30 protein-coding genes and 2 pseudogenes are annotated in these 19343 nt (G+C 41.4%); 28 read left to right on the forward strand and 4 right to left on the reverse strand.

What is annotated here, in order from left to right; genetic code table 11:
• The first annotated feature begins 20 nt into the window (after positions 1-20).
• The 6 genes from AC04Q6_RS13815 (at position 21) to AC04Q6_RS13840 (ending at position 2956) form a co-directional block, all read left to right on the forward strand.
• Positions 21-254: a DUF3791 domain-containing protein gene (locus AC04Q6_RS13815; RefSeq protein ID WP_021976137.1), complete on the forward strand. Its 234-nt coding sequence runs from the start codon at positions 21-23 to the stop codon at positions 252-254.
• Positions 254-724 (forward strand): DUF3990 domain-containing protein, encoded by a 471-nt coding sequence (locus AC04Q6_RS13820; protein ID WP_118071660.1) that lies wholly within the window; start codon positions 254-256, stop codon positions 722-724. The genes AC04Q6_RS13815 and AC04Q6_RS13820 overlap by 1 nt, the downstream gene beginning before the upstream one ends.
• Complete coding sequence (locus AC04Q6_RS13825) at positions 721-948, forward strand: DUF3791 domain-containing protein (protein WP_118071661.1); 228 nt, start codon at positions 721-723, stop codon at positions 946-948. Before AC04Q6_RS13820 ends, AC04Q6_RS13825 begins: the two co-directional genes overlap by 4 nt.
• Positions 949-967: 19 nt before the next feature.
• Positions 968-1396: a hypothetical protein gene (locus tag AC04Q6_RS13830; RefSeq protein ID WP_118071662.1), complete on the forward strand. Its 429-nt coding sequence runs from the start codon at positions 968-970 to the stop codon at positions 1394-1396.
• A 75-nt stretch (positions 1397-1471) separates the two neighbouring features.
• Entirely contained in the window at positions 1472-1948 is a 477-nt protein-coding gene (locus AC04Q6_RS13835) for a pyridoxamine 5'-phosphate oxidase family protein (protein ID WP_118063134.1), read from the forward strand.
• 24 nt (positions 1949-1972) lie between these two features.
• Positions 1973-2956 (forward strand): D-2-hydroxyacid dehydrogenase, encoded by a 984-nt coding sequence (locus AC04Q6_RS13840; RefSeq protein WP_118071663.1) that lies wholly within the window; start codon positions 1973-1975, stop codon positions 2954-2956.
• Positions 2957-3000: 44 nt separating this feature from the next.
• Here AC04Q6_RS13840 and AC04Q6_RS13845 read toward each other — a convergent pair whose 3' ends face one another.
• Both AC04Q6_RS13845 and AC04Q6_RS13850 read right to left on the reverse strand, forming a co-directional pair.
• A complete protein-coding gene (locus AC04Q6_RS13845) occupies positions 3001-3639 on the reverse strand; it encodes an AraC family transcriptional regulator (RefSeq protein ID WP_330636884.1) in 639 nt (212 codons plus the stop codon).
• A gap of 21 nt (positions 3640-3660) precedes the next feature.
• Positions 3661-3909, reverse strand: a pseudogene (locus AC04Q6_RS13850) (cupin domain-containing protein); the annotation flags it as partial.
• Between the two features lie 140 nt (positions 3910-4049).
• Between AC04Q6_RS13850 and AC04Q6_RS13855 the strand changes: the two are divergent.
• The 8 genes from AC04Q6_RS13855 (at position 4050) to AC04Q6_RS13890 (ending at position 9224) form a co-directional block, all read left to right on the forward strand.
• Positions 4050-5234, forward strand: coding sequence for an MFS transporter (locus AC04Q6_RS13855; RefSeq protein ID WP_118071665.1), 1185 nt, complete (start codon positions 4050-4052; stop codon positions 5232-5234).
• Positions 5235-5335: 101 nt separating this feature from the next.
• Positions 5336-5776, forward strand: a complete 441-nt coding sequence (locus AC04Q6_RS13860) for a MarR family winged helix-turn-helix transcriptional regulator (protein ID WP_021976129.1) — start codon at positions 5336-5338, stop codon at positions 5774-5776.
• A 15-nt stretch (positions 5777-5791) separates the two neighbouring features.
• On the forward strand, positions 5792-6145 hold the full coding sequence (locus AC04Q6_RS13865) for an mATE efflux family protein (protein WP_021976128.1): 354 nt from the start codon (positions 5792-5794) through the stop codon (positions 6143-6145).
• Complete coding sequence (locus AC04Q6_RS13870) at positions 6087-6590, forward strand: MATE family efflux transporter (protein WP_021976127.1); 504 nt, start codon at positions 6087-6089, stop codon at positions 6588-6590. The genes AC04Q6_RS13865 and AC04Q6_RS13870 overlap by 59 nt, the downstream gene beginning before the upstream one ends.
• Positions 6591-6688: 98 nt before the next feature.
• Positions 6689-7141, forward strand: a complete 453-nt coding sequence (locus AC04Q6_RS13875) for a GNAT family N-acetyltransferase (protein WP_118071667.1) — start codon at positions 6689-6691, stop codon at positions 7139-7141.
• Positions 7142-7237: 96 nt separating this feature from the next.
• Positions 7238-7822: an NUDIX hydrolase gene (locus AC04Q6_RS13880; RefSeq protein ID WP_118071668.1), complete on the forward strand. Its 585-nt coding sequence runs from the start codon at positions 7238-7240 to the stop codon at positions 7820-7822.
• Positions 7819-8610 (forward strand): carbon-nitrogen hydrolase family protein, encoded by a 792-nt coding sequence (locus tag AC04Q6_RS13885; protein WP_118071669.1) that lies wholly within the window; start codon positions 7819-7821, stop codon positions 8608-8610. Before AC04Q6_RS13880 ends, AC04Q6_RS13885 begins: the two co-directional genes overlap by 4 nt.
• A gap of 17 nt (positions 8611-8627) precedes the next feature.
• Complete coding sequence (locus tag AC04Q6_RS13890) at positions 8628-9224, forward strand: thymidine kinase (RefSeq protein ID WP_021976122.1); 597 nt, start codon at positions 8628-8630, stop codon at positions 9222-9224.
• A gap of 86 nt (positions 9225-9310) precedes the next feature.
• Here AC04Q6_RS13890 and AC04Q6_RS13895 read toward each other — a convergent pair whose 3' ends face one another.
• Entirely contained in the window at positions 9311-10294 is a 984-nt protein-coding gene (locus AC04Q6_RS13895) for an MATE family efflux transporter (RefSeq protein WP_147343510.1), read from the reverse strand.
• On the opposite strand from AC04Q6_RS13895, the gene AC04Q6_RS13900 reads away from it, so the two are divergent.
• The 5 genes and pseudogenes from AC04Q6_RS13900 to AC04Q6_RS13920 all read left to right on the forward strand — a co-directional run bounded on the left by AC04Q6_RS13900 (position 10271) and on the right by AC04Q6_RS13920 (position 12784).
• Entirely contained in the window at positions 10271-10540 is a 270-nt protein-coding gene (locus AC04Q6_RS13900; protein WP_180214449.1) for a LysR family transcriptional regulator substrate-binding protein, read from the forward strand. The genes AC04Q6_RS13895 and AC04Q6_RS13900 overlap by 24 nt on opposite strands.
• 249 nt (positions 10541-10789) lie before the next feature.
• Positions 10790-10900: pseudogene (locus AC04Q6_RS13905) on the forward strand (VOC family protein); the annotation flags it as partial.
• A gap of 58 nt (positions 10901-10958) precedes the next feature.
• Complete coding sequence (locus AC04Q6_RS13910) at positions 10959-11318, forward strand: DUF2500 domain-containing protein (protein ID WP_021976119.1); 360 nt, start codon at positions 10959-10961, stop codon at positions 11316-11318.
• Positions 11319-11356: 38 nt separating this feature from the next.
• Positions 11357-12145, forward strand: a complete 789-nt coding sequence (locus AC04Q6_RS13915) for a class I SAM-dependent methyltransferase (protein WP_021976118.1) — start codon at positions 11357-11359, stop codon at positions 12143-12145.
• Positions 12146-12184: 39 nt separating this feature from the next.
• A complete protein-coding gene (locus tag AC04Q6_RS13920) occupies positions 12185-12784 on the forward strand; it encodes an alpha/beta hydrolase (RefSeq protein ID WP_021976117.1) in 600 nt (199 codons plus the stop codon).
• A 1-nt stretch (position 12785) separates the two neighbouring features.
• On the opposite strand, the gene AC04Q6_RS13925 is transcribed toward AC04Q6_RS13920, so the two are convergent.
• Complete coding sequence (locus AC04Q6_RS13925; RefSeq protein ID WP_021976116.1) at positions 12786-13421, reverse strand: class I SAM-dependent methyltransferase; 636 nt, start codon at positions 13419-13421, stop codon at positions 12786-12788.
• A 192-nt stretch (positions 13422-13613) separates the two neighbouring features.
• Between AC04Q6_RS13925 and AC04Q6_RS13930 the strand changes: the two genes are divergently transcribed.
• From AC04Q6_RS13930 to AC04Q6_RS13970, 9 genes are all read left to right on the forward strand, one after another.
• Positions 13614-14231 carry a helix-turn-helix domain-containing protein gene (locus AC04Q6_RS13930; protein ID WP_021976115.1) on the forward strand — a complete coding sequence of 206 codons (618 nt, stop codon included), beginning with the start codon at positions 13614-13616 and terminating at the stop codon, positions 14229-14231.
• A gap of 5 nt (positions 14232-14236) precedes the next feature.
• Positions 14237-14398 (forward strand): hypothetical protein, encoded by a 162-nt coding sequence (locus AC04Q6_RS13935; RefSeq protein ID WP_242997005.1) that lies wholly within the window; start codon positions 14237-14239, stop codon positions 14396-14398.
• 35 nt (positions 14399-14433) lie between these two features.
• Entirely contained in the window at positions 14434-14889 is a 456-nt protein-coding gene (locus AC04Q6_RS13940; protein ID WP_207743763.1) for a hypothetical protein, read from the forward strand.
• 25 nt (positions 14890-14914) lie between these two features.
• Complete coding sequence (locus AC04Q6_RS13945) at positions 14915-15802, forward strand: PAS domain-containing protein (protein ID WP_476389742.1); 888 nt, start codon at positions 14915-14917, stop codon at positions 15800-15802.
• A 66-nt stretch (positions 15803-15868) separates the two neighbouring features.
• Positions 15869-17380, forward strand: a complete 1512-nt coding sequence (locus tag AC04Q6_RS13950; protein WP_476389743.1) for an ATP-binding protein — start codon at positions 15869-15871, stop codon at positions 17378-17380.
• Positions 17381-17390: 10 nt separating this feature from the next.
• Positions 17391-17996: a GNAT family N-acetyltransferase gene (locus AC04Q6_RS13955; protein WP_118071671.1), complete on the forward strand. Its 606-nt coding sequence runs from the start codon at positions 17391-17393 to the stop codon at positions 17994-17996.
• Positions 17997-18149: 153 nt separating this feature from the next.
• Positions 18150-18281 carry a PF20097 family protein gene (locus tag AC04Q6_RS13960; RefSeq protein WP_442863160.1) on the forward strand — a complete coding sequence of 44 codons (132 nt, stop codon included), beginning with the start codon at positions 18150-18152 and terminating at the stop codon, positions 18279-18281.
• Between the two features lie 30 nt (positions 18282-18311).
• Entirely contained in the window at positions 18312-18695 is a 384-nt protein-coding gene (locus AC04Q6_RS13965) for a GNAT family N-acetyltransferase (RefSeq protein WP_021976111.1), read from the forward strand.
• A 178-nt stretch (positions 18696-18873) separates the two neighbouring features.
• Complete coding sequence (locus AC04Q6_RS13970; protein ID WP_021976110.1) at positions 18874-19338, forward strand: YbaK/EbsC family protein; 465 nt, start codon at positions 18874-18876, stop codon at positions 19336-19338.
• Positions 19339-19343 lie beyond the last annotated feature (5 nt).

Genomic DNA, 19343 nt, shown 5'->3' on the forward strand with positions numbered 1-19343 from the left:
TGATACAGGAGGCCTTGGGAATGATGAAACAAAACATAGAAAAGTCAAGAGAACTGGAGTTTGCGATATTTTGTATTGAAAATATAGCAGCAAAACTGGGTGTAAGTGCAGAAAAGGTATATGATGCGCTGACAGAAAAAAGTGATATTTTGAATGATTACATCATTCCGGAATATGAGATACTTCATACCCAGGGGAAAGAATATATTGTGGATGATATTATTGAGGTTATGAAAGAGAGAGGTGTTTTGTAATGATAGTATATCATGGCTCATGGCTTGAAGTGAAAAATCCAGATTTAAAACATTCCCGGTCAGATGTTGATTTTGGTAAAGGATTTTATGTGACACCTCTCAGAGACCAGGCTGTGAAATGGTGTGGAAAATTCAAACGGCGCGGTAAACAAGGGATTGTTACAACCTTTGAGTTTGAAGAAAACGCACAGGAAAATCTGAAAATTTTGAAATTTGATTCTTATTCTGAAGAATGGCTGGATTTTATTATGAATTGCAGAAGAGAAAAGAATGATTCAGATTATGATATTGTTATGGGCGGAGTGGCCAATGATAAAGTGTTCAATACGGTTGAACTGTATTTTGATCAGTTGATTGACAAAAATGAGGCAATTAGCAGACTGAAGTATGAAAAGCCGAATATGCAAATCTGTTTTCGCACAGAGGAGTCTTTGGAGCATCTTCATTATGAGAGGAGTTTTGAAGTATGAATGCTAATCCGATTTTGTTACAAAAGAAATATGTACGGATAGTAGAATTATTTGCAGAAAAAATGGGGATTTCTGTTGAAACAGCATTGGGTATTTTTTATCATTCACAGCTGTATCAGTTGATAAGTGAGGGAATTTCAGATATGCATTGTATGAGTGATGGATATCTGGTGGAAGAGCTGGAAATAGAATATAACAAAAAACAGCCATGGAACATGGAATAAGTAACAAGGGGAAAAATTCATGCAGGTAGAACAATACGTAATGGCCTATGGCATTGAGCAGGACAGGATCAGGGCAATCATTCCGGAGGGATTTGTTTCTCTGCGTCCGGTTCTCAGAATCAATGCAGAGATCCAGGACGACAGTAATGGTTATCTGGAATTTAACACACCGGTAGAAAAAGACAATGCGGGATGTTATTTCCTGAAAGAAACACCGGAATTAAAAAAGCCGGAGACGATCGCCGAGAATAAAGAATTCTGTGACTGCACATTTCAGTGGAAGTTTACTGAAAAGGATGCCCATGGTGTCAGCATCGGAAAAACCCTTCCAGCCTATCCACAAGAGCCGGAAACGACCTATCCCAGAGATACATTTACAGCAGAAAATGCAGCAAAAATTCCATGCAGACAGGTGCTGGGAACATATAAAGTTATTTTTGAAAGATAGTAAAGTAAAGATAACGAAAAAACAGTCATAGCAGACAGAAAATAGACTAATACAGGGCAAGAGGAGGACTAGCTTATGTTTCGAAAAATGAGAAGATCCAAACAGGAATTAACCAAAGAAGAATGTATCGAAATCCTGAAAAAAGAACCAAGAGGCGTGCTTTCCGTGCAGGGAGAGGATGGATATCCCTATGGAATGCCTATGACCCACTGGTATAACGAGAAAGATGGAAAAATCTATTTCCACGGAGCAAAATCTGGTCATAAGATTGATGCCATCAAAAATTGTGACAAAGTTTCATTCTGTGTTATGGACGAGGGATATCGAAAGGAAGGAGAATGGGCACTAAACATTCGAAGTGTGATTGTGTTTGGACGCCTCCGTATAGTGGAAGAACCGGAAAAGGTCGTGGAAATCTGCACAAATTTATGCAAAAAATTCACGGATGATAAAGCATACGTGGAACATGAACTGAAACATTCCGGTCCTGCAGTTCTCTGCCTGGAGCTGGAACCGGAGCATATGACCGGAAAACTGGTAAACGAATCCTGAAAATCGCCTGCGGAGAAGAACATCATGGAAAATACAGAGAAGAAAATAAAAATTCTGATAAAGCCACAGTGTGAACCGGAAATCCGAAACAGGTTTATAACAAAATTCGGAAAGAAATGTGAGTTTGTTTTTGAAGAAAATGAAACCAGGGACTCCATTACAACAGCAGAGGTTGTGATCGGAGAACCGGAAGAATCGGAACTTCGGAAAGCCGAAAATCTCCATTGGATCCAGCTGACCTGGGCTGGCGCAGACAAATATACAAAAATGAAAATATTCCCGGAAACTATTACATTGACCAATGCTTCCGGAGCTTTCGGAAAAATTATATCGGAATATGTGATCGGGAACATCATTGCCCTGTATCGAGGACTTCCTGTTTACTGGAAAAACAAGCAGGAACGTCTCTGGGTACAGAATAGATCATCAGACACCATATATGGAAAAAATGTTCTTATCCTGGGAACCGGTGACATCGGAAAAAACATCGCTCACAGAATGCAAGCATTTGAAACCCATGTGACTGGAATAAAAAGAACAGCAGTCTCAGAACATTCGCAGCAGCTGAAAGACTTTGATGAGGTATACGATCTGACAGCACTGGATGATAAACTGCCACAGGCGGACATTGTGATCGGCTGCCTTCCGGGAACTTTGGAAACAAAAGGACTTCTGAATTACGACCGTCTGCATTCCATGAAAAAAGATGCAGTTCTAATCAATGTAGGAAGAGGAAGCCTTATTCCAACAGAAGACCTGATCCGGGCATTACAGGAGGGCCACTTAAAAGGCGCAGTCCTGGATGTATTTGAGACAGAACCACTTCCGTTCGATTCTCCGCTGTGGGAAATGGACCAGGTTATTCTCACCCCACACATCGCAGGCCCAAGTTTCGGAGGAAACGCAGAAGTTCAGGACATGATCTGGAACATTTGCATGGAAAATCTGGAACGATATCTGAACGGAAAAGAATTAAAGAATATTGTCCGGTTAAATGAGGGATATTAACAAAGGCGATGAATATCGGTGCAAGGCTCGTACCCGGAAGTATCTCAGGAAAATTTGCCGGGAAAATTAACGGATGATTTCGCTTCAGTTCGATATTGAGAGGGAGATTTTCCTACAAGTTTTTTAAAGATCCTGCAAAAATAACTGACATTGTCATATCCGACTCTGACAGAAACGCTGGCTATTTTGTCAGAGCTTTCCCTTAATATTTTGCAGGCGATGCTGATACGATATTGAATAAGATACTCGACCGGGGATATTCCGATATTTTCCCGGAAATAGCGCAAAGCGGTGTTGGGACTGATATTCGCGGCAGCTGCAATATCTGTCAGTGATATTGGGGCGGCGTAGTGTGTCTGGATATACTCGAGCATTATTGGAATCATGCGTTCAGAGTGTGAAGGCAGAACACTTGATCTGGGAGTAAGCTGTTCCGGGGAAAGATGCTCTGTCATAATAAGCCAGATTTCACTTAAAAGGTTATGAATGAGAAGCTCCTGTCTTTCCGGTGAGGCCAGATTAAGAAACAATTGACCGCAGAGATTCAGAATATGTTTTTGCCATGTTTGCTGCTTGAAAATAACGCAGGGAAGCATGGCATTTTCTAATGGCAGAATATATTTTTTGTAAATAAGACTTTCACCTGGAGCAAGAAAAGTGGGGGAAAATACAATATTAGGCATGATGCCATAGTTTTCAGCTGTGAAATGATGCAGCATACCGCTGTTGATAAAAATTCCTTCTCCGGAATGTAAAGTATAGGTTTTCTGCTCAACCTGGCAGGTAACAGTACCCTCTGAAACGCAGATGATCTCAAATTCCTTATGCCAGTGCCAGTTGATATCGTTATTATAAAATTTCCGGGTATCATCTATATAAAATTCCAAAGGAAAATCAGGTCCGCCGTGTTTTGTGGTTTCCTGCAGATTGCTGTTTGTATGAATGTTCTGCATGAGATTACAAAATTCCTTTCTGTTATATATAGTGATATTGTACTATAAAATGAAAGAAAAGTGCAATTACAATTTTAAAATGTGGTGATATAATACAAAAGATTGAAAAGGAATTACAATAATATGGAGGAGGATTTCTGATGAAAGACAAATATCAGAAAACGGTATATGCCTGTTTTGTGGGTTACATCGTGCAGGCAATCGTAAATAACTTTGTGCCGCTGCTTTTTCTGACATTTGAAAAAAGCTACCATATTCCACTGAGCCAGATCACAATGCTGATCACATTCAATTTCGGGATCCAGCTGCTCATTGATCTTCTGTCTGCAAAATTTGTAGACCGGATCGGCTACCGGATTTCCATTGTTCTGGCTCATGTATTTTCAGCGGCAGGACTGATCTGCCTGGTGATCCTGCCGGATCTTTTGCCTAATGCATTTGCGGGATTATTTATTTCCGTAGTGATCTATGCAGTAGGCGGCGGATTGATCGAAGTGCTGATCAGCCCTATTGTGGAGAGCTGCCCAAGTGATAATAAAGAAAAGGCAATGAGCCTTCTGCATTCCTTTTACTGCTGGGGTCATGTGGCAGTGGTCCTGCTTTCCACGATCTTTTTCCGTATATTTGGAATTGAAAACTGGAAGATCATGGCACTGATCTGGGCGATTGTTCCTATTGTAAATGGTATTACATTTACAAAAGTTCCTATCGCAACTCTGATCGAAGAGGGCGAGACAGGAATGACAATAAGAGAATTATGCAGGAATAAGACATTCTGGATCCTGATGTTAATGATGCTGTGTGCCGGTGCAAGTGAACAGGGTGTCAGCCAGTGGGCTTCAACATTTGCGGAGCAGGGACTGGGAGTAACCAAGACCATCGGAGACCTTGCAGGTCCTATGGCATTTGCGATCCTGATGGGAAGTTCCAGAGCCTTTTATGGAAAATTCGGAGACAGGATGGATCTGGACAAATTTATGATCGGCAGCAGCATTCTCTGCATTATTTCCTATCTCTGCATTTCCCTTGCACCATCTGCATTTGTGTCACTGATCGGCTGTTCCATCTGCGGATTTTCCGTGGGAATCATGTGGCCGGGAAGCTTCAGCAAGGCATCCATGGCACTGCGAAGAGGAGGTACATCCCTGTTTGCGCTTCTTGCACTGGCCGGAGATGTAGGATGCTCCGGAGGTCCGACTTTAGTTGGATTTGTGTCCGGGATATTATCAGACAACCTGAAAAAAGGAATCCTGGCAGGGGTTATTTTCCCTGTATTTTTGCTGGTGGGAATTCTGATTTTGGGAAAGAGCCGGAGTGCAGAGTGAAATAATTCTTAAATTTTATAAATTGCTATTGACAATAGTACGATTTCGAACTAATATCTAACGGTACGAAATCGTACTATTTTTTATGGAGGTAAATATCATTGACGAACCGGGAAAAAATTGACCGGATCTATGAATCAGCACAGAAAATAGATCAGGTATATGATGTATGGGCTACGAAACATAAATTAACTTTATATGAAATGATGATGTTTTATGAAATTTTTCAGAAGGAAAACAGGGAGATCACACAGAAAGAGTTAAGTATGAAACTGGGAGCACCTAAGACTTCTGTTAACAGCCTTATTAAGAAACAGTTAAATGCAGGATATATCTGGATGCAGGTTAATCCACAGAACAAAAGAGAAAAGATCATATCACTGACAGAAAGTGGAGAACGTTTTGCCAGAAATCTGGTTCAGCCGCTGTTTCAGTATGAGGAAGAAGTCATAGGAATGCTGGATGACAGAGATGTGGAAACTGTTATTACAGTACAGAATAAATTTGCGGATATCTTACTGAGTAAGATGGAAGATATATAAGAGAGGAGATATTTTTTGGATACACAAGTTAAATTAGAACATGAAGTCAGTTTCCGCTGGCTGATCGTATTTGCATTGCCAACGATTTTATCCAGTATTTTTTCCAGCCTGTATTCTACGTTGGATGGGATTTTTATTGCAAGACTGGTGGATACAGATGCGTTATCTGCGATCAATATCACAATGCCAATGATCTTTCTTGCGTCGGCAATCGGAATGATGTTTGGCAGCTTTATGTTTTGCTTTTTTGAACCCGCTGTGATATTTTCTCGGATCGGATCAGGCACTTCTGCATTATTGCAGGGAATATATGATTCCGGTTTTGATCACACTGCCTTTCGCAGTGTTTGGAATGGTATTTCAGCTTAGTTTCATTACAGTAGGAAAAGCAGGTTTCGGTGCTGCACTTTCGGTTATGGGTGGAGTCCTGAATATTGTACTGGACTGGCTGTTTATCGCGATTTTTCACTGGGGACTGGCAGGCGGTGCTGTAGTAGATTTTTTTGCAAAAAACAACGCCCAGGTGGAGACGATCGCACTGTATGGATTCCGGATCGTGGCAACCAGCTTCCTGATGATGGCCTACAACGTATTTGCATCCGGCTGGTTCACTGCATTAAACGATGGAAAAACATCTGCGATCTTATCTTTCTGCCGAACTGTCATTTTCATGATCGCGCCGGTACTGATACTGCCAGGGATCTTTGGCATGGATGGAGTATGGATGTCCATTACAGCTGGTGAGGTTTTGAGTATTCTTATGAGTATTTTTTATTTCAGAAAATACAGAAATATGTGGAGCGTAAAAGTATAAAATGGGACAGGGCAGCTTCCGAAATTGAGGAGGCTGCTCTGGCTTTTTTATGGTATACTGATATCAGTTTGATATAAGATAAACGAGAGGATAAATAGATGGAAAAAAAGATCGTTCAGGTTCAGGAGAGAACTCAGCAACTGATCCGGCAGTTATTAAATGTCTGGGAAAGTTCTGTACGGGCAACCCATGATTTTCTTTCGGAAGAAGAGATCATCAAGATCAGGGAATACGTTCCCATGGCAATAGAAAATGTAGAATATCTGATCATTGCGGAAAAAGAATTTGGAGAGCCTGTTGCATTTATGGGAATTGACAGTAATCGGCTGGAAATGCTCTTCCTTTCTCCGGAGGTCAGAGGAAAAGGGCTTGGAAAGCAGCAGCTTCAGTACGGTATTGAAACTTATAACATTCAGGAACTCACCGTAAACGAACAGAATCCCCAGGCAGTCGGCTTTTATGAGCATATGGGATTTCAGACATATAAAAGAACGGAGTATGATGAGGAAGGGAATCCGTATCCGCTTTTGTATATGAGGCTATCCAGATAAGCAAAAGGTTTATTTGTCTGTTAACAGGTACAGGATGCGGGATTTACCAGTGGTGTATTGATATTGTGTTGATAAAGTCGAAAGGAAAGGATAACAATGAACTGCCAGAAACTGATCAATCAGATAAAAGAATATAAGCCTTATAACGAGCAGGAGGAGAACGATAAAATCCTGATCCTGGACTGGATCAGAAATAATGAGAATGCTTTTTCCAGAGAAAATACAGTAGCCCATATGACGGCTTCCGCCTGGGTTGTGAACAGGGAGCGAACCAGAGTTCTTATGGTATATCACAATATTTACAACTCCTGGTCCTGGCTTGGAGGACATGCGGATGGGGAGACGGATCTTCTGTCTGTTGCAATCCGGGAGGTAAAGGAAGAAGCGGGGATTTCCAACGTTCATCCGGTGTCTGAGGAGATTTTTTCCATGGAATCCCTGACTGTAGACGGCCATGTGAAAAAAGGAAAATATGTATCCAGCCATCTGCACTTTAATATCACATATCTCCTTGAGGCAGATCCGGAAGAAGCGGTTTCCATAAAAGCAGACGAAAACAGCGGTGTAGCCTGGTTTTCACCGGAAGAAGCATTGGAGAGATCTACAGAACCGTGGTTTGTGGAGCATGTTTATAGCAAACTTTTGGAAAAAATGAAGGATGTGAAGGGGAACGGTAAATGAAAATTGCACTTGTACAGATGAGTATGGGAAAGGAAATATCCGAGAATCTTGATAAAAGCCTGAAATACTGTGATATGGCAGAAAACTGTGATCTGGTCTTTTTTCCGGAAATACAGCTGACACCGTTTTTTCCGCAGTATCACAATATATGTGTGGATCATTACTGTATAGATATGGATAATGATGCACTGGTAAGATTGTGCCAGAAAGCCAGGGAGCATCGATATTATTTATCACCAAATGTCTATCTGGAATCAGAAGGAGCCAGATACGATACTTCTCTTTGGATCTCCCCGGAAGGAAAAATCCGAGATACTGCAAAAATGGTCCACATCGCACAGAATGAAAATTTTTATGAGCAGGATTATTATACACCGGCGGAGGACGGCTTTAAAGTTTTTGCCACACCATTTGGAAAGATCGGCATTGTAATCTGTTTTGACAGACATATGCCGGAAAGCATCCGTACCTGTGCAAAAAAAGGTGCAGACCTGATCATAGTCCCGACTGCAAATACAAAAGCAGAGCCAATGGAAATGTTTGAATGGGAAATGCGGGTTCAGGCCATGCAGAACCAGGTTTTCATTGCCATGTGCAATCGTGTCGGAACAGAAGATAAAATGCAGTTTGCCGGGGAATCCATCGTGATCGATCCAAGAGGGAAAGTCCTTGCAAAAGCAGATGACAGGGAGCAGTTACTGGTGTGTGATATTGATCTGCAGGAGGTAAAAAAAGTCAGAAGCAGTCTGGATTATTTATCCCTTCGAAGACCTGAGCAGTATGAGTAATAAAGGAGAAACAAAAAATGGCAAAACTATATTTCCGATACGGGGCGATGGGAAGCTCGAAATCTGCCAATATTCTGATGGTTCGTTATAATTATGAAGAACGTGGTCAGTATGCGATACTGTTAAAACCAAGAACAGACGACCGGGATGGAGAGCATAAGATCCAGTCCCGGATAGGCTTGTCGGCTCCGGCTGAATATGTGGATGATTTTCTGAAAGAAATTTCAAAATTATGGAATGGAAAGGAAACAGAATATCTGTATCATGGCAAAAAAGTAAATGCCATTCTGGTGGATGAAGCACAGTTTCTTTCCCCGGAAGAAGTCGATACATTATCAGATATTGTGGATTTTTATGAGATTCCGGTTCTCTGCTATGGCCTTCGTACAGACTTTTTGAACCACCTGTTTCCCGGTTCCAGGCGACTGATGGAAATAGCAGATGTTATCGAAGAAGTTCCCACTGTCTGCTGGTGCGGGAAGCGTGCACAGTGCAATACCCGATATTCCAACGGAAAGATTGTGCGGGAAGGTGCCCAGATCATGTTGGGATCAAATGAGAGCTATGTGGCGCTTTGCAGAAAACATTATAAAGAAGGGAAATTGTGGAAATGAGATAACATCCTGAACACAGGTCGCGAAGCGGATTGCGAATGTCCTCTTTACGCACGGAAGAATATGATACTTCAAAGCCAGATAAGTCAAAACGTCTTACCTGGCTTTTTTGCAATGAATCCGATTGTAATAAGGATTATCGTTAACACCCATGAAATCGGGAACGCATAATACAGAATATTTAACTGATGATAATGTCTGAAAACCGTACAGATCCATACAATGCGAAAACAGCAGTTTCCAATAATAGTAGCAACAGCCGGGTACAGGGAATGTCCGGTACCTCTTAATACGCCTGCCGGGATCTCGTACAGGTTGCACAGCGGTTCGAAAAAAAGAATGCACAGGATACGAAGGCAGGCATTTTGTATCACTGTTTGATCTGCAGAAAAAAATCCTGCAAAAAAATTCCGGAATATGACAAGTGGTTCAATAAGGATCAGACTGCTCACAATAGAGAAGACCAGACATATCCGCAGGATTTTTCTGCATCGGTAAAGCTGCCCGGCAGAGTAATTCTGGCTGGTAAAGGTGGTAGCTGTCTGACCGAAAGCAGTAATCACGTAATAGGTAAAATATTCAAAGTTCATGGCAATGGTACTGCCTGCAATTGCAGAAGAGCCAAAGCTGTTCACAGAGGCCTGTACAAAGATATTGGCAAAGCAGAATACAGCACCCTGGATGGCCGAAGGGATTCCCACTTTAAGAATTGCACTTACAGATCCGGAATAAAGATCACATTTATGAAGTGCAAATGGAAAAGAAGAAGTATCCTTTTTCAGGCGGCAGATCAGAAGGAGCGCAGAAAGCATGGTGGACAGAACTGTAGCAGCGGCAACTCCGGAAACGCCAAGCTTAAAGAATACCACAAATATAATATTTAGAAACACATTTACAATTCCCGACAGAGTGAGAGCAAGAAAGGGATAACGGCTGTTGCCGCAGGCTCTGAGGATCGCAGAACCAAAATCATAAAGCAGCAGAAAGGGATAACTGACAAAATAGATCCGAAGATAAAGCACGGAGGAAAAACGGAGGTATCCGAATTGCTGGAGAAGAACCATGCACATCCCAATATCCGTTTTACCACATGGGAAGATTATGCCATCATGTCAATGGTGGAGCGGGGACTGGGGATCGGAGTGCTTCCAGATATGATCCTGAAACGGATTCCATACCAGATCGCGATCCGATCATTCAGGAATCCATATTTCAGAGAAATTGGACTGGTAATGAAAGACAGAACAAAGCTGACTCCGGCAACCAGGAAGTTTATAGAATATCTTACGATCAATGAACGGTTGGAACGGCTGTGATCTTCAACTGTGTTATTTGGTTCAATTCATTTTTACAGGAGTTGGTCAATATATTCAGCCGATTATTGCAACAAATTACGGTGGTGGAAATTGTGGTGTTATTCATCAGTGTCATGTTTTTGAAATTTTCTCAGACATCCGAGTACTCCGAAAGAATTCAGAAGATGAAGTGACTGACAGTAAATATGTTAGTTGTATAGAACATTATAGTGTGGTAAACTTCAATCAATAAGAGTTGGAGGAGTGTCTATGAAATTAAAAAACGTTTTGATAGTAGTAAAAGATATCGAAAAATCGAAACAGTTTTATCATGATCTGTTTGGCTTGGATATGATATTGGATAATGACGGAAATATGATCGAGGTAGGAACGCCGATATAATAAAAGAATCTCTGGGCAGATAAAGAGGGAAGAAATTATGTTTTATGGATTTGACCAGGTATTTAATATTTTATTTGCAATTATATTTTTCTGCGTTTTGGGAACGATGGTTTATATTTTTGTGAAAAATATCAGCACATGGAATAAAAATAACAATTCTCCCAGGTTAACGGTTGCTGCGAAGATTGTTGCAAAGCGAACGAAGGTTTTCCATAATCAGCAGTCTGACGGTTTTAGCACCACTACATCTACCAGTTACTATGTGACTTTTGAAGTGAAGAGCGGCGACCGGATGGAACTTGCTGTCACAGGAAAGGAATATGGTCAGATGGTAGAGGGAGATGTTGGTGAATTAAGCTTTCAGGGAACAAGATTTCTTGGATTTGACAGGAGCTGAAAAAATGATGGAACATGTGGGAACTGGAGATTAAAAATATGAAAGAAAAAACAAATTATGGAAACTGGGTACCAGAGAAAATGCTGTATCTGATGTTTGGGCTGGCAGCAGTCTTTCTTGTAATTACTGTAGCAGCGAAGGCTGTGTTGCATAAGCCGGTGATTGCTATAGTGCTGGGGGCGCTCTGCATACTGTCACTGCTCTATGCAGTCTACATGCTGATCTGCCATGAAATTTTCGCATTTGGAAAAGGCAATATGATGGCAGGAGTCCATGAGCATCTTGTGGATCATCTTAAATGGAACGGAGAAGGGAAGCTTCTGGATATCGGATGCGGAGCTGCTGCACTTACAGTTCGCTGTGCAAAAGCGTTTCCTGAGGCCAGGATCACCGCAGTGGATTACTGGGGAGTAGAATGGAGTTATGCAAAAGAGCAGTGTGAGAGAAATGCGCGGATCGAGGGAGTTGCAGATCAGATCACTTTCTGGAAAGGTGATGCTGCAAAACTGGATTTTCCGGACGGAACGTTTGATGCTGCAGTGAGGAACTTTGTATTTCATGAAGTGCGCTCTGCAAAAGACAAGAGAGATGTGGTAAAAGAAGCGCTCAGAGTAGTAAAAAAAGGTGGAGTTTTTTCCTTCCAGGATATGTTTTCTCAGAAAGCATTGTACGGAGATATGGATGAATTTGTCCGCATATTAAAAGCAGAAGGAATCTCAGAAGTACATTACATAGGAAACCTGGAGAAGAAGCTGGGGTTCATTCCAGGTTTTGTGACAACACCGTGGATGATAAGTGGAATGGGCATTCTGTATGGAAAAAAATAAGTCAGAGACAGAATAGATAAGAGCTGTAAAAAATAGAGTTTGCACGGTTTTTTTGAAAAGCTTGGGATCAAAGAGCCGGTTTTTATAGGTGCAAGTGATGGCGGTATGGTTGCCCAGATCTACACGCAGGCGTATCCAAAGGAAGTTGGAGGGTTTATTCTGATCTCAACAGGCGGTATGGATGCAGAGACGATAAAAAGTCTCAGGAAAAAGTATTTTTTGGCACCGCTGATGCTGTTTTATATGAAGCATTGTAATTATGAGAAACTGAAACCGAAACTGATCAAAGTCGGAATGGGACATAGCCGGAACGAGAGCAAGGAAGAACTTGCATATGCCAAAGATATGTTTGAAACCATTTTCAAAGATTATACCAAAGAAAAAGATGTGCATATTTCTGGTCTGCTGGCTGATCTGATGAAGCAGACGCCGGTTACGGAAACGGATTTTAGGATGCTTAAGGGAAAAATACTTCTGATACTTCCAGACCAGGATTTCTTTTCCGGAAAGATGCAGAAAGACCTTATACAGCTGATGCATGATCCTGTCATCCAGTATGTTTCAGGCGGACATCTCTCTACGATTTTGAAAGCGGATGATTATGTAAAAGTGATCCGGGATTTTCTGGGAAATATATAGATCATTTCCTCGCAACAAGATGCGCGCGGAAGCCTTTCTGCTTTTCCATAGTCAGTACGGTGAAGCCGGCTTTTTCTGCCATGGCGATGAATTCTGCAGGTTTGTGTATCTTTACATCGCCGTGTCCGAACAGATTTGCCAGGGGCATTTCCAGATGATTCATAAGCCAGACAACAAAGCTGGAGGAAGTATAGTCGCGCAGGATCAGGCGGCCGCCTTTACGCAGGACACGGTAGGTACTGTTAAAAAAGTCCTGGGGATTTGGATAATGATGAAAGCTGTTTGCACAGATAACGGCATCAAAAGAATCATCCTCAAAGGGCAGATTTTCACTGTCACCTACAAGAAATTCCGTGTTGGAGAGATTCTTGGCCTGAGCCACATGGATCATTTCAGGAGTAAGATCCAGGCCGGTGTAGTGTTTGTCCGGATATTTCTCATGAAGAAGTTCGATCATCGGGCCGGTTCCACAGCCACAATCCAGGACATCGCAGAAAGGCTCTTTTTCCAGTTCGGCCAGGATCGGAGGATAATCGTCCTTGCACATTTCGTAAATACCGGCATGGCCGCTGTCATAGATTTTGGCTGCCTGCGTAAATTCTTTGACAGAAAGTTTTTTATATTCTTCAGGGGTCATAGCAACGTCTCCTTGATATTGATTTGCTGTTAGATTCTACTAACTAACGGTATCATAAATTTCAGGAAAAGTCAAAAGGAATATGGTTGATAAAACATGACAGAGCTAATATTTGCGTAAGAAAGAAGTGTCAAGAAATAAAAACTTGACACTTTTTTCTTTTGCATGTTATAGTCAAACTGAGGTGGTTATATGAAAGTAAAAGAACCAGACTTAACGGAACAGATCAGAGAGATTTTTGGTACAACAGATGCTAAAGAATTAAGGCAAATCGCAGAAGATGCAGCATGCTACAGAAAAAAAGGAAATTCTGCAAACAGGAGTCCTGTCGGCAGAAAGAATTCTTTTACAGATCCACAGCTTGCAAATATCCTTGCGTTGCAGAAGCAGGGTGTGAAGATTACAGAAATTGCAAAAAAATACCATGTATCCAGACAGACGATCTACAGTCAGATAAAACGTGTGCATAATTTCAGTGAAGATCCAGATGTAAAAATGAGGATGTATTTTATGAACAGGGATTATCTGTGCACGATGATAGATATAGATTTTTTACACGAAAAAATTTATATTAAAAATTATACGGATCAGATACCATTAAGGGCATTTGGAGTTGTGGATAATCCAAGCTGGAATGATTTTGAGTATTTTCTGGAGGACAGATGTTTTCCCAGGACACGCGATCATGCAAAAGAAATCCTGAGAGATATGAGAATTCCTTTTTACGATCCACTTCTGATTATTGAAAAAACAGATGGATATATGGAAGGGGATCACCAATGGATCATGATGGTAAAAAAGGAGAGATGATTTTTATGGATAAAGTTGAAATTGATAAATATTCTCCTTTGCATAAGACAGGGCATATATCAAAAGGTGATCAACGTAAATGGAAGATTGATAATCTGTGGTATAAGGCGGATTATATGGGATATGAGAGCCTGGCAGAGGTACTTGTTTCGAAGCTTCTGGGCTGACTGATTTTGAAGAAGTTACGGAAAGAATTCAGTATATGGTAGAACAGGTTGAACGTATAACTGAGATTGAAGGTTTTGGCAAGTATATTACGGCAATGTTGGAGATTGATGCTTTTTTTGTAAATGAGGACAGACATACCAATAATATTGCTGTGATCTATAATGAAAAAACACAGCGATATTCGCTCAGCCCTTTATTTGACCAGGGACTTTGCATATTTGCAGATACCAGTGTGGACTATCCACTAGAATTATCCTACGAGGCTTGCCTGGAAAAAATAGAATCAAAACCTTTTAGCATGGATTTTGACATTCAGCTTGAGGCAGCAGAAGAATTATATGGAACCCAGATAGATTTTAATTTCAACATTGAGGATGTAAATGCCATTCTGGATTCCGTTGCGGGGATATATTCTGAAGAAATCTGTAATCGAATTAGGGAATTGTTGCGTTATCAGATTCGAAAATATTCTTATCTGATAAAAAAATAATCAACATCATCAGGGAGGTGATGCCATGCCGTCATATAAAGAACAATTTAACCTGAATATTTTTGACCATAGTTCTGTAGGATATTGCGTGCTGGAACTTGTGCTGGACGATAAAGGACAGCCGGTGGACTGGATCTACCGTTACTGTAATCAAGCCTTTGCAGATATAAAAGACTACAGGCTGGAAGCGATGATCGATCGGTCCTTTCTGGATCTGTTCCCGAAAATTGATGAGAAGTGGTTATACGCCTGTTATGGGGCGGCATATGAGAACAGGTCCAGTGAAATGGTGATTCGAAAAGGAAAAAAATATCATGTGACAATCACACCTATCGGGAAGAGCGGATTCTGTTCCGGACTGATCCAGGCATGGGATAAGGACAGAAATCCAGATGACGAGATACAGGACCCGCTAAGCGATGAAGAATTTATCATAAAAAAACTATTTCCGGAGTACGTTTCCCTGTATCGGATAGAACTTAATTCCGGAAAATTTGAGATTCTCCGTCTTGCTGAAAATACAAATGCCAGAAAACTGGCGGACAGGAAAGACAAAACATTTGCCAATTTTGATGATTATGCGAAAGAATATGCGGATTCCTTTATTTTAGAACAGGACAGAGAAGAATTCCTGAACTGGCATACCTGCAGAAATATGAAGAGAAGGCTTTGTAATACGGAAAAGATTACCTATCATTACCAGAGCGTTTCAGAAACAGAAAAAAATAAATATTATGAAGCCTATGCGGTACAGGGAAAAAGCGATGAGAAAACATTTACCATATTTTTAGGATATCGCAGTATAGACAGTATTCTTTATAAGGAAAAAGCGACGCAGAAACGACTGGAGAAAGCACTGGAGGAAGCGGAACTGAGAAACGAGATCATATCTTCCATTGCAAAAACATATTAGTATATATCAAGAATTGATATCCAGGCGGACTGGTTTGAAGAAATTTCAAACAAAGATAAAGAACAGTTGAATTTTATAAACTCCGGTGTTCTGTCAGTCAATAATAAAAAAGTATACAGACAATATATTGCGGAGGAATATCAGGAGGCATTTTTTAAATTTACAGATATTTCTACGCTGCCGGAACGAATGAAGAATGAAGAAACCATTGCCATGGAATACCGGATGAAGGATGGAAACTGGCATAAACTTCGTTTTATTGAAAAAAAGAGGGACACAGATGGAAATCTGACACATGTGCTCTGTGCGATCCGAAGTATCAGTGCGGCAAAGAAACGGGAAGCATCGCTTCTGTATCAGGTGGCGGAAGCGAAAAAAGATGCAGCTCTTAAATCCAGGTTTTTGTCAAACATGAGTCATGATATCCGTACACCAATGAACGGGATCATCGGTATGATCGATCTTGCAAACCATTATCCAAATGATCTTGAAATGCAGCAAAAATGCAGAGATCAGGTTCTGGAATCCTCCAAACATCTGGTTTCTCTTGTAAGCAATATACTGGATATGAGTAAACTGGAATCCGGAGATATTATTGAACAGGAACTGGATTTTGATCTCACAGAGGTGTTAAGCAGAGCAAATACCGATAAGCAGATTCTGGCGGAAGAAAAAAATATTGATTATGTGGTGGACTGGAAAAAAGGAAATTTAAAGCATGTATATCTGGTAGGAAACCCGGCTTATTTGGAGCGACTTCTGACGATAGTTGCGGATAATGCGGTGAAATTTACAGAACCAGGAGGCACGATACATGTATGGTGTTGGGAAAAATCTGTGGATGACAGTCATGTGATGTATGAATTTGTATGCGAGGATAACGGAATCGGCATGAGTGAAGAGTTTATAAGCCATGCATTTGAGATGTTTTCTCAGGAAAATGAAACCAGCAGAACCAAATACGAAGGTGCGGGGCTTGGCCTTGCGATTGCTAAGAAGATTGTAGAAAGAATGGAAGGTACCATTGAGATAAAAAGTAAAAAGGGCAGTGGGACAACTGTAACAATGACACTTCCGTTTAAGATCGGACAGCCGGAAAAAAACGAAATTTCAAAAACAGATAACGGAACCAGGCAGGAAATGTCTTTTGAGGGAATGCGCGCCCTGATAGCGGAAGATAATGAACTGAACATGGAAATTGCAAAATTTATGCTGGAAAATAACGGAATCCGCGTAGAGTGTGCGGCTGATGGGGAAGAAGCAGTGAAAAAATTTGAAAAAGCGCAGCCGGGGTATTATGATGTGATTTTCATGGATATTATGATGCCAAATATGAATGGCTGGGATGCGGCACGCAAGATCCGTTCCATGAAGAGAACAGATGCCGGAACAATACCGATCATTGCCATGAGCGCCAATGCATTTTCTGAGGATATCATTAACAGCCGTATTTCCGGGATGAACCAGCATCTTACCAAACCTCTTGAGGAGGCAAAAATTTTGGCTGAGCTTAAAGAGTGTCTGAGCAGGCAGGAAAGCGGCCCTGGCTCTTCTGGATCAGATCAGAAGAAAGGATAAAGACAGGATAATGGAAATATTAAAAGCAAAAGAAACAGATATTGACGATATCGAGAGAATTTATGAACATATTCATGATGAGGAAGAAAATGGAAGAGCTGTGATCGGATGGATCCGGAATGTATATCCGGTGAGAAGGACAGCAGAAGATGCTTTGAGCCGGAATGATCTGTTCGTTATGAAAGAGAAAAATGAAGTTGTGGCAGCAGCAATCATCAATCAGATCCAGGTTGAGGAATATAAATATGCCCGGTGGAGAGTAGAAGCAGAGGACAGTGAAGTTATGGTGCTGCATTGTCTGGCTGTAGAACCTTCAAAGAAGAATAAAGGCTATGGAAAAAAATTTGTGGCATTCTATGAAGATTATGCCAGACGTTGCGGATGCAGTTCACTGCGAATGGATACCAATGCACGGAATACCCGGGCAAGAAAGCTGTACCAGAAGCTTGGATATGAGGAAACAGGGATTGTAAAATGTACGTTTAACGGGATTCCGGATATCCAGCTTGTGTGCCTTGAAAAAGATCTGGATGCAGAGGAAGTTAAGATGAAATGTCCTTATTGCGGAAAAGAGATGAGTGAAGGCCAGATTCATTCTTTTAACCAAATCAAGTAAGTCCCCTGCTTCAATTGCGAAAAGCAATAAGCAGTAGGTGGGGACTTGCTTGTATCAGGAGGAGTGCAAGCTCCTCCTGATAAACTGCGGAGCAGTTATTTGGTGTAGAGCTACGTAGCGAAGCGGATTGCGAATATCCGCTTGACTTCCGGAATGGAATGGAGAAGCAGAGGAGAGTCCATACGGTTAAACACAGAAAAAGGTCTGTCGAAAATGATCTATGGTGACCGGATCGATGCTTATCGCTGTGAGCATTGTAAGAAGATCATTATATCTTATGAATAAACTGGACTATAATGTAAGGAAGAATGAACGATGTTATTTAAGAAGGCAAACCTGGAAGATTTTCACAGGATAAAACAGTTTTACTGGGATCTTATCGATGAGATGAGTGACCAGAATGATAAGATCGGATGGAAGAAAGGAATTTATCCCACAGATTCTTTTTTACAGGAAAGCCTTGACAGAGGAGAACTTTTTGTACTGGAAGAAGGGGGTGGGCTTTGTGCAAGCGTGATCCTGAACAGTGCCTGTAATGAAGGATATGCAGGCGTGACCTGGAGCATTGAATGTGGAGAAAATGAAATTCTTGTGCCCCATGCACTGGCTGTTTCTCCTTCCAGGCAGGGTAAAGGCATCGGCAGGTATTTCATGGAGGAAATCCTGAAACTGGCAAAAACGGAAAAGAAAAAAAGGTAAGGCTGGATATCCTGGGTACCAATACAGCTGCGGAGAGACTCTATACAGGATGTGGATTTCGTTTTGTCCAGGCAAAAGATATGTTTTATGAGGATACCGGCTGGACGGAATACAAGATGTATGAACGGGTCTTGTAAGGGATTTTTGACATAAAATAGATATTTTGGAGGTACAGGAAATGTCACTGGAAAAAGCAGAAGAATATCTGAAAAACAAAGGAATGCTGGATCATGTGATCCGACTGGAAGATTCTACGGCGACCGTTGTGGAGGCGGCCCAGGCTCTGGGCGTGGAACCGGGGATGATCGCAAAGACCATGTCGTTTCTTCAGGATGACCAGCCGGTGCTGATCCTGACGGAAGGAACTGCCAGGATCGATAACCGGAAATATAAGGATACCTTTCATGTAAAAGCGAAAATGATACCATTTGATGAGGTAGAAAGCCAGATTGGACATGCACCTGGAGGCGTTTGCCCGTTCGGGATCAACGAAGGCGTGAATGTATATCTGGATGAGAGCCTGCGGCAGTTTGACATTGTTTATCCGGCAGCAGGAGATGATCACAGTGCCGTGAAGCTTTCCATCGAAGAGCTGGAACAGATTTCCGGAGCTGAGGGCTGGGTGGATGTATGTAAAGAATGAAAGGA

Source organism: Blautia sp. HA9023, from assembly GCF_056504095.1.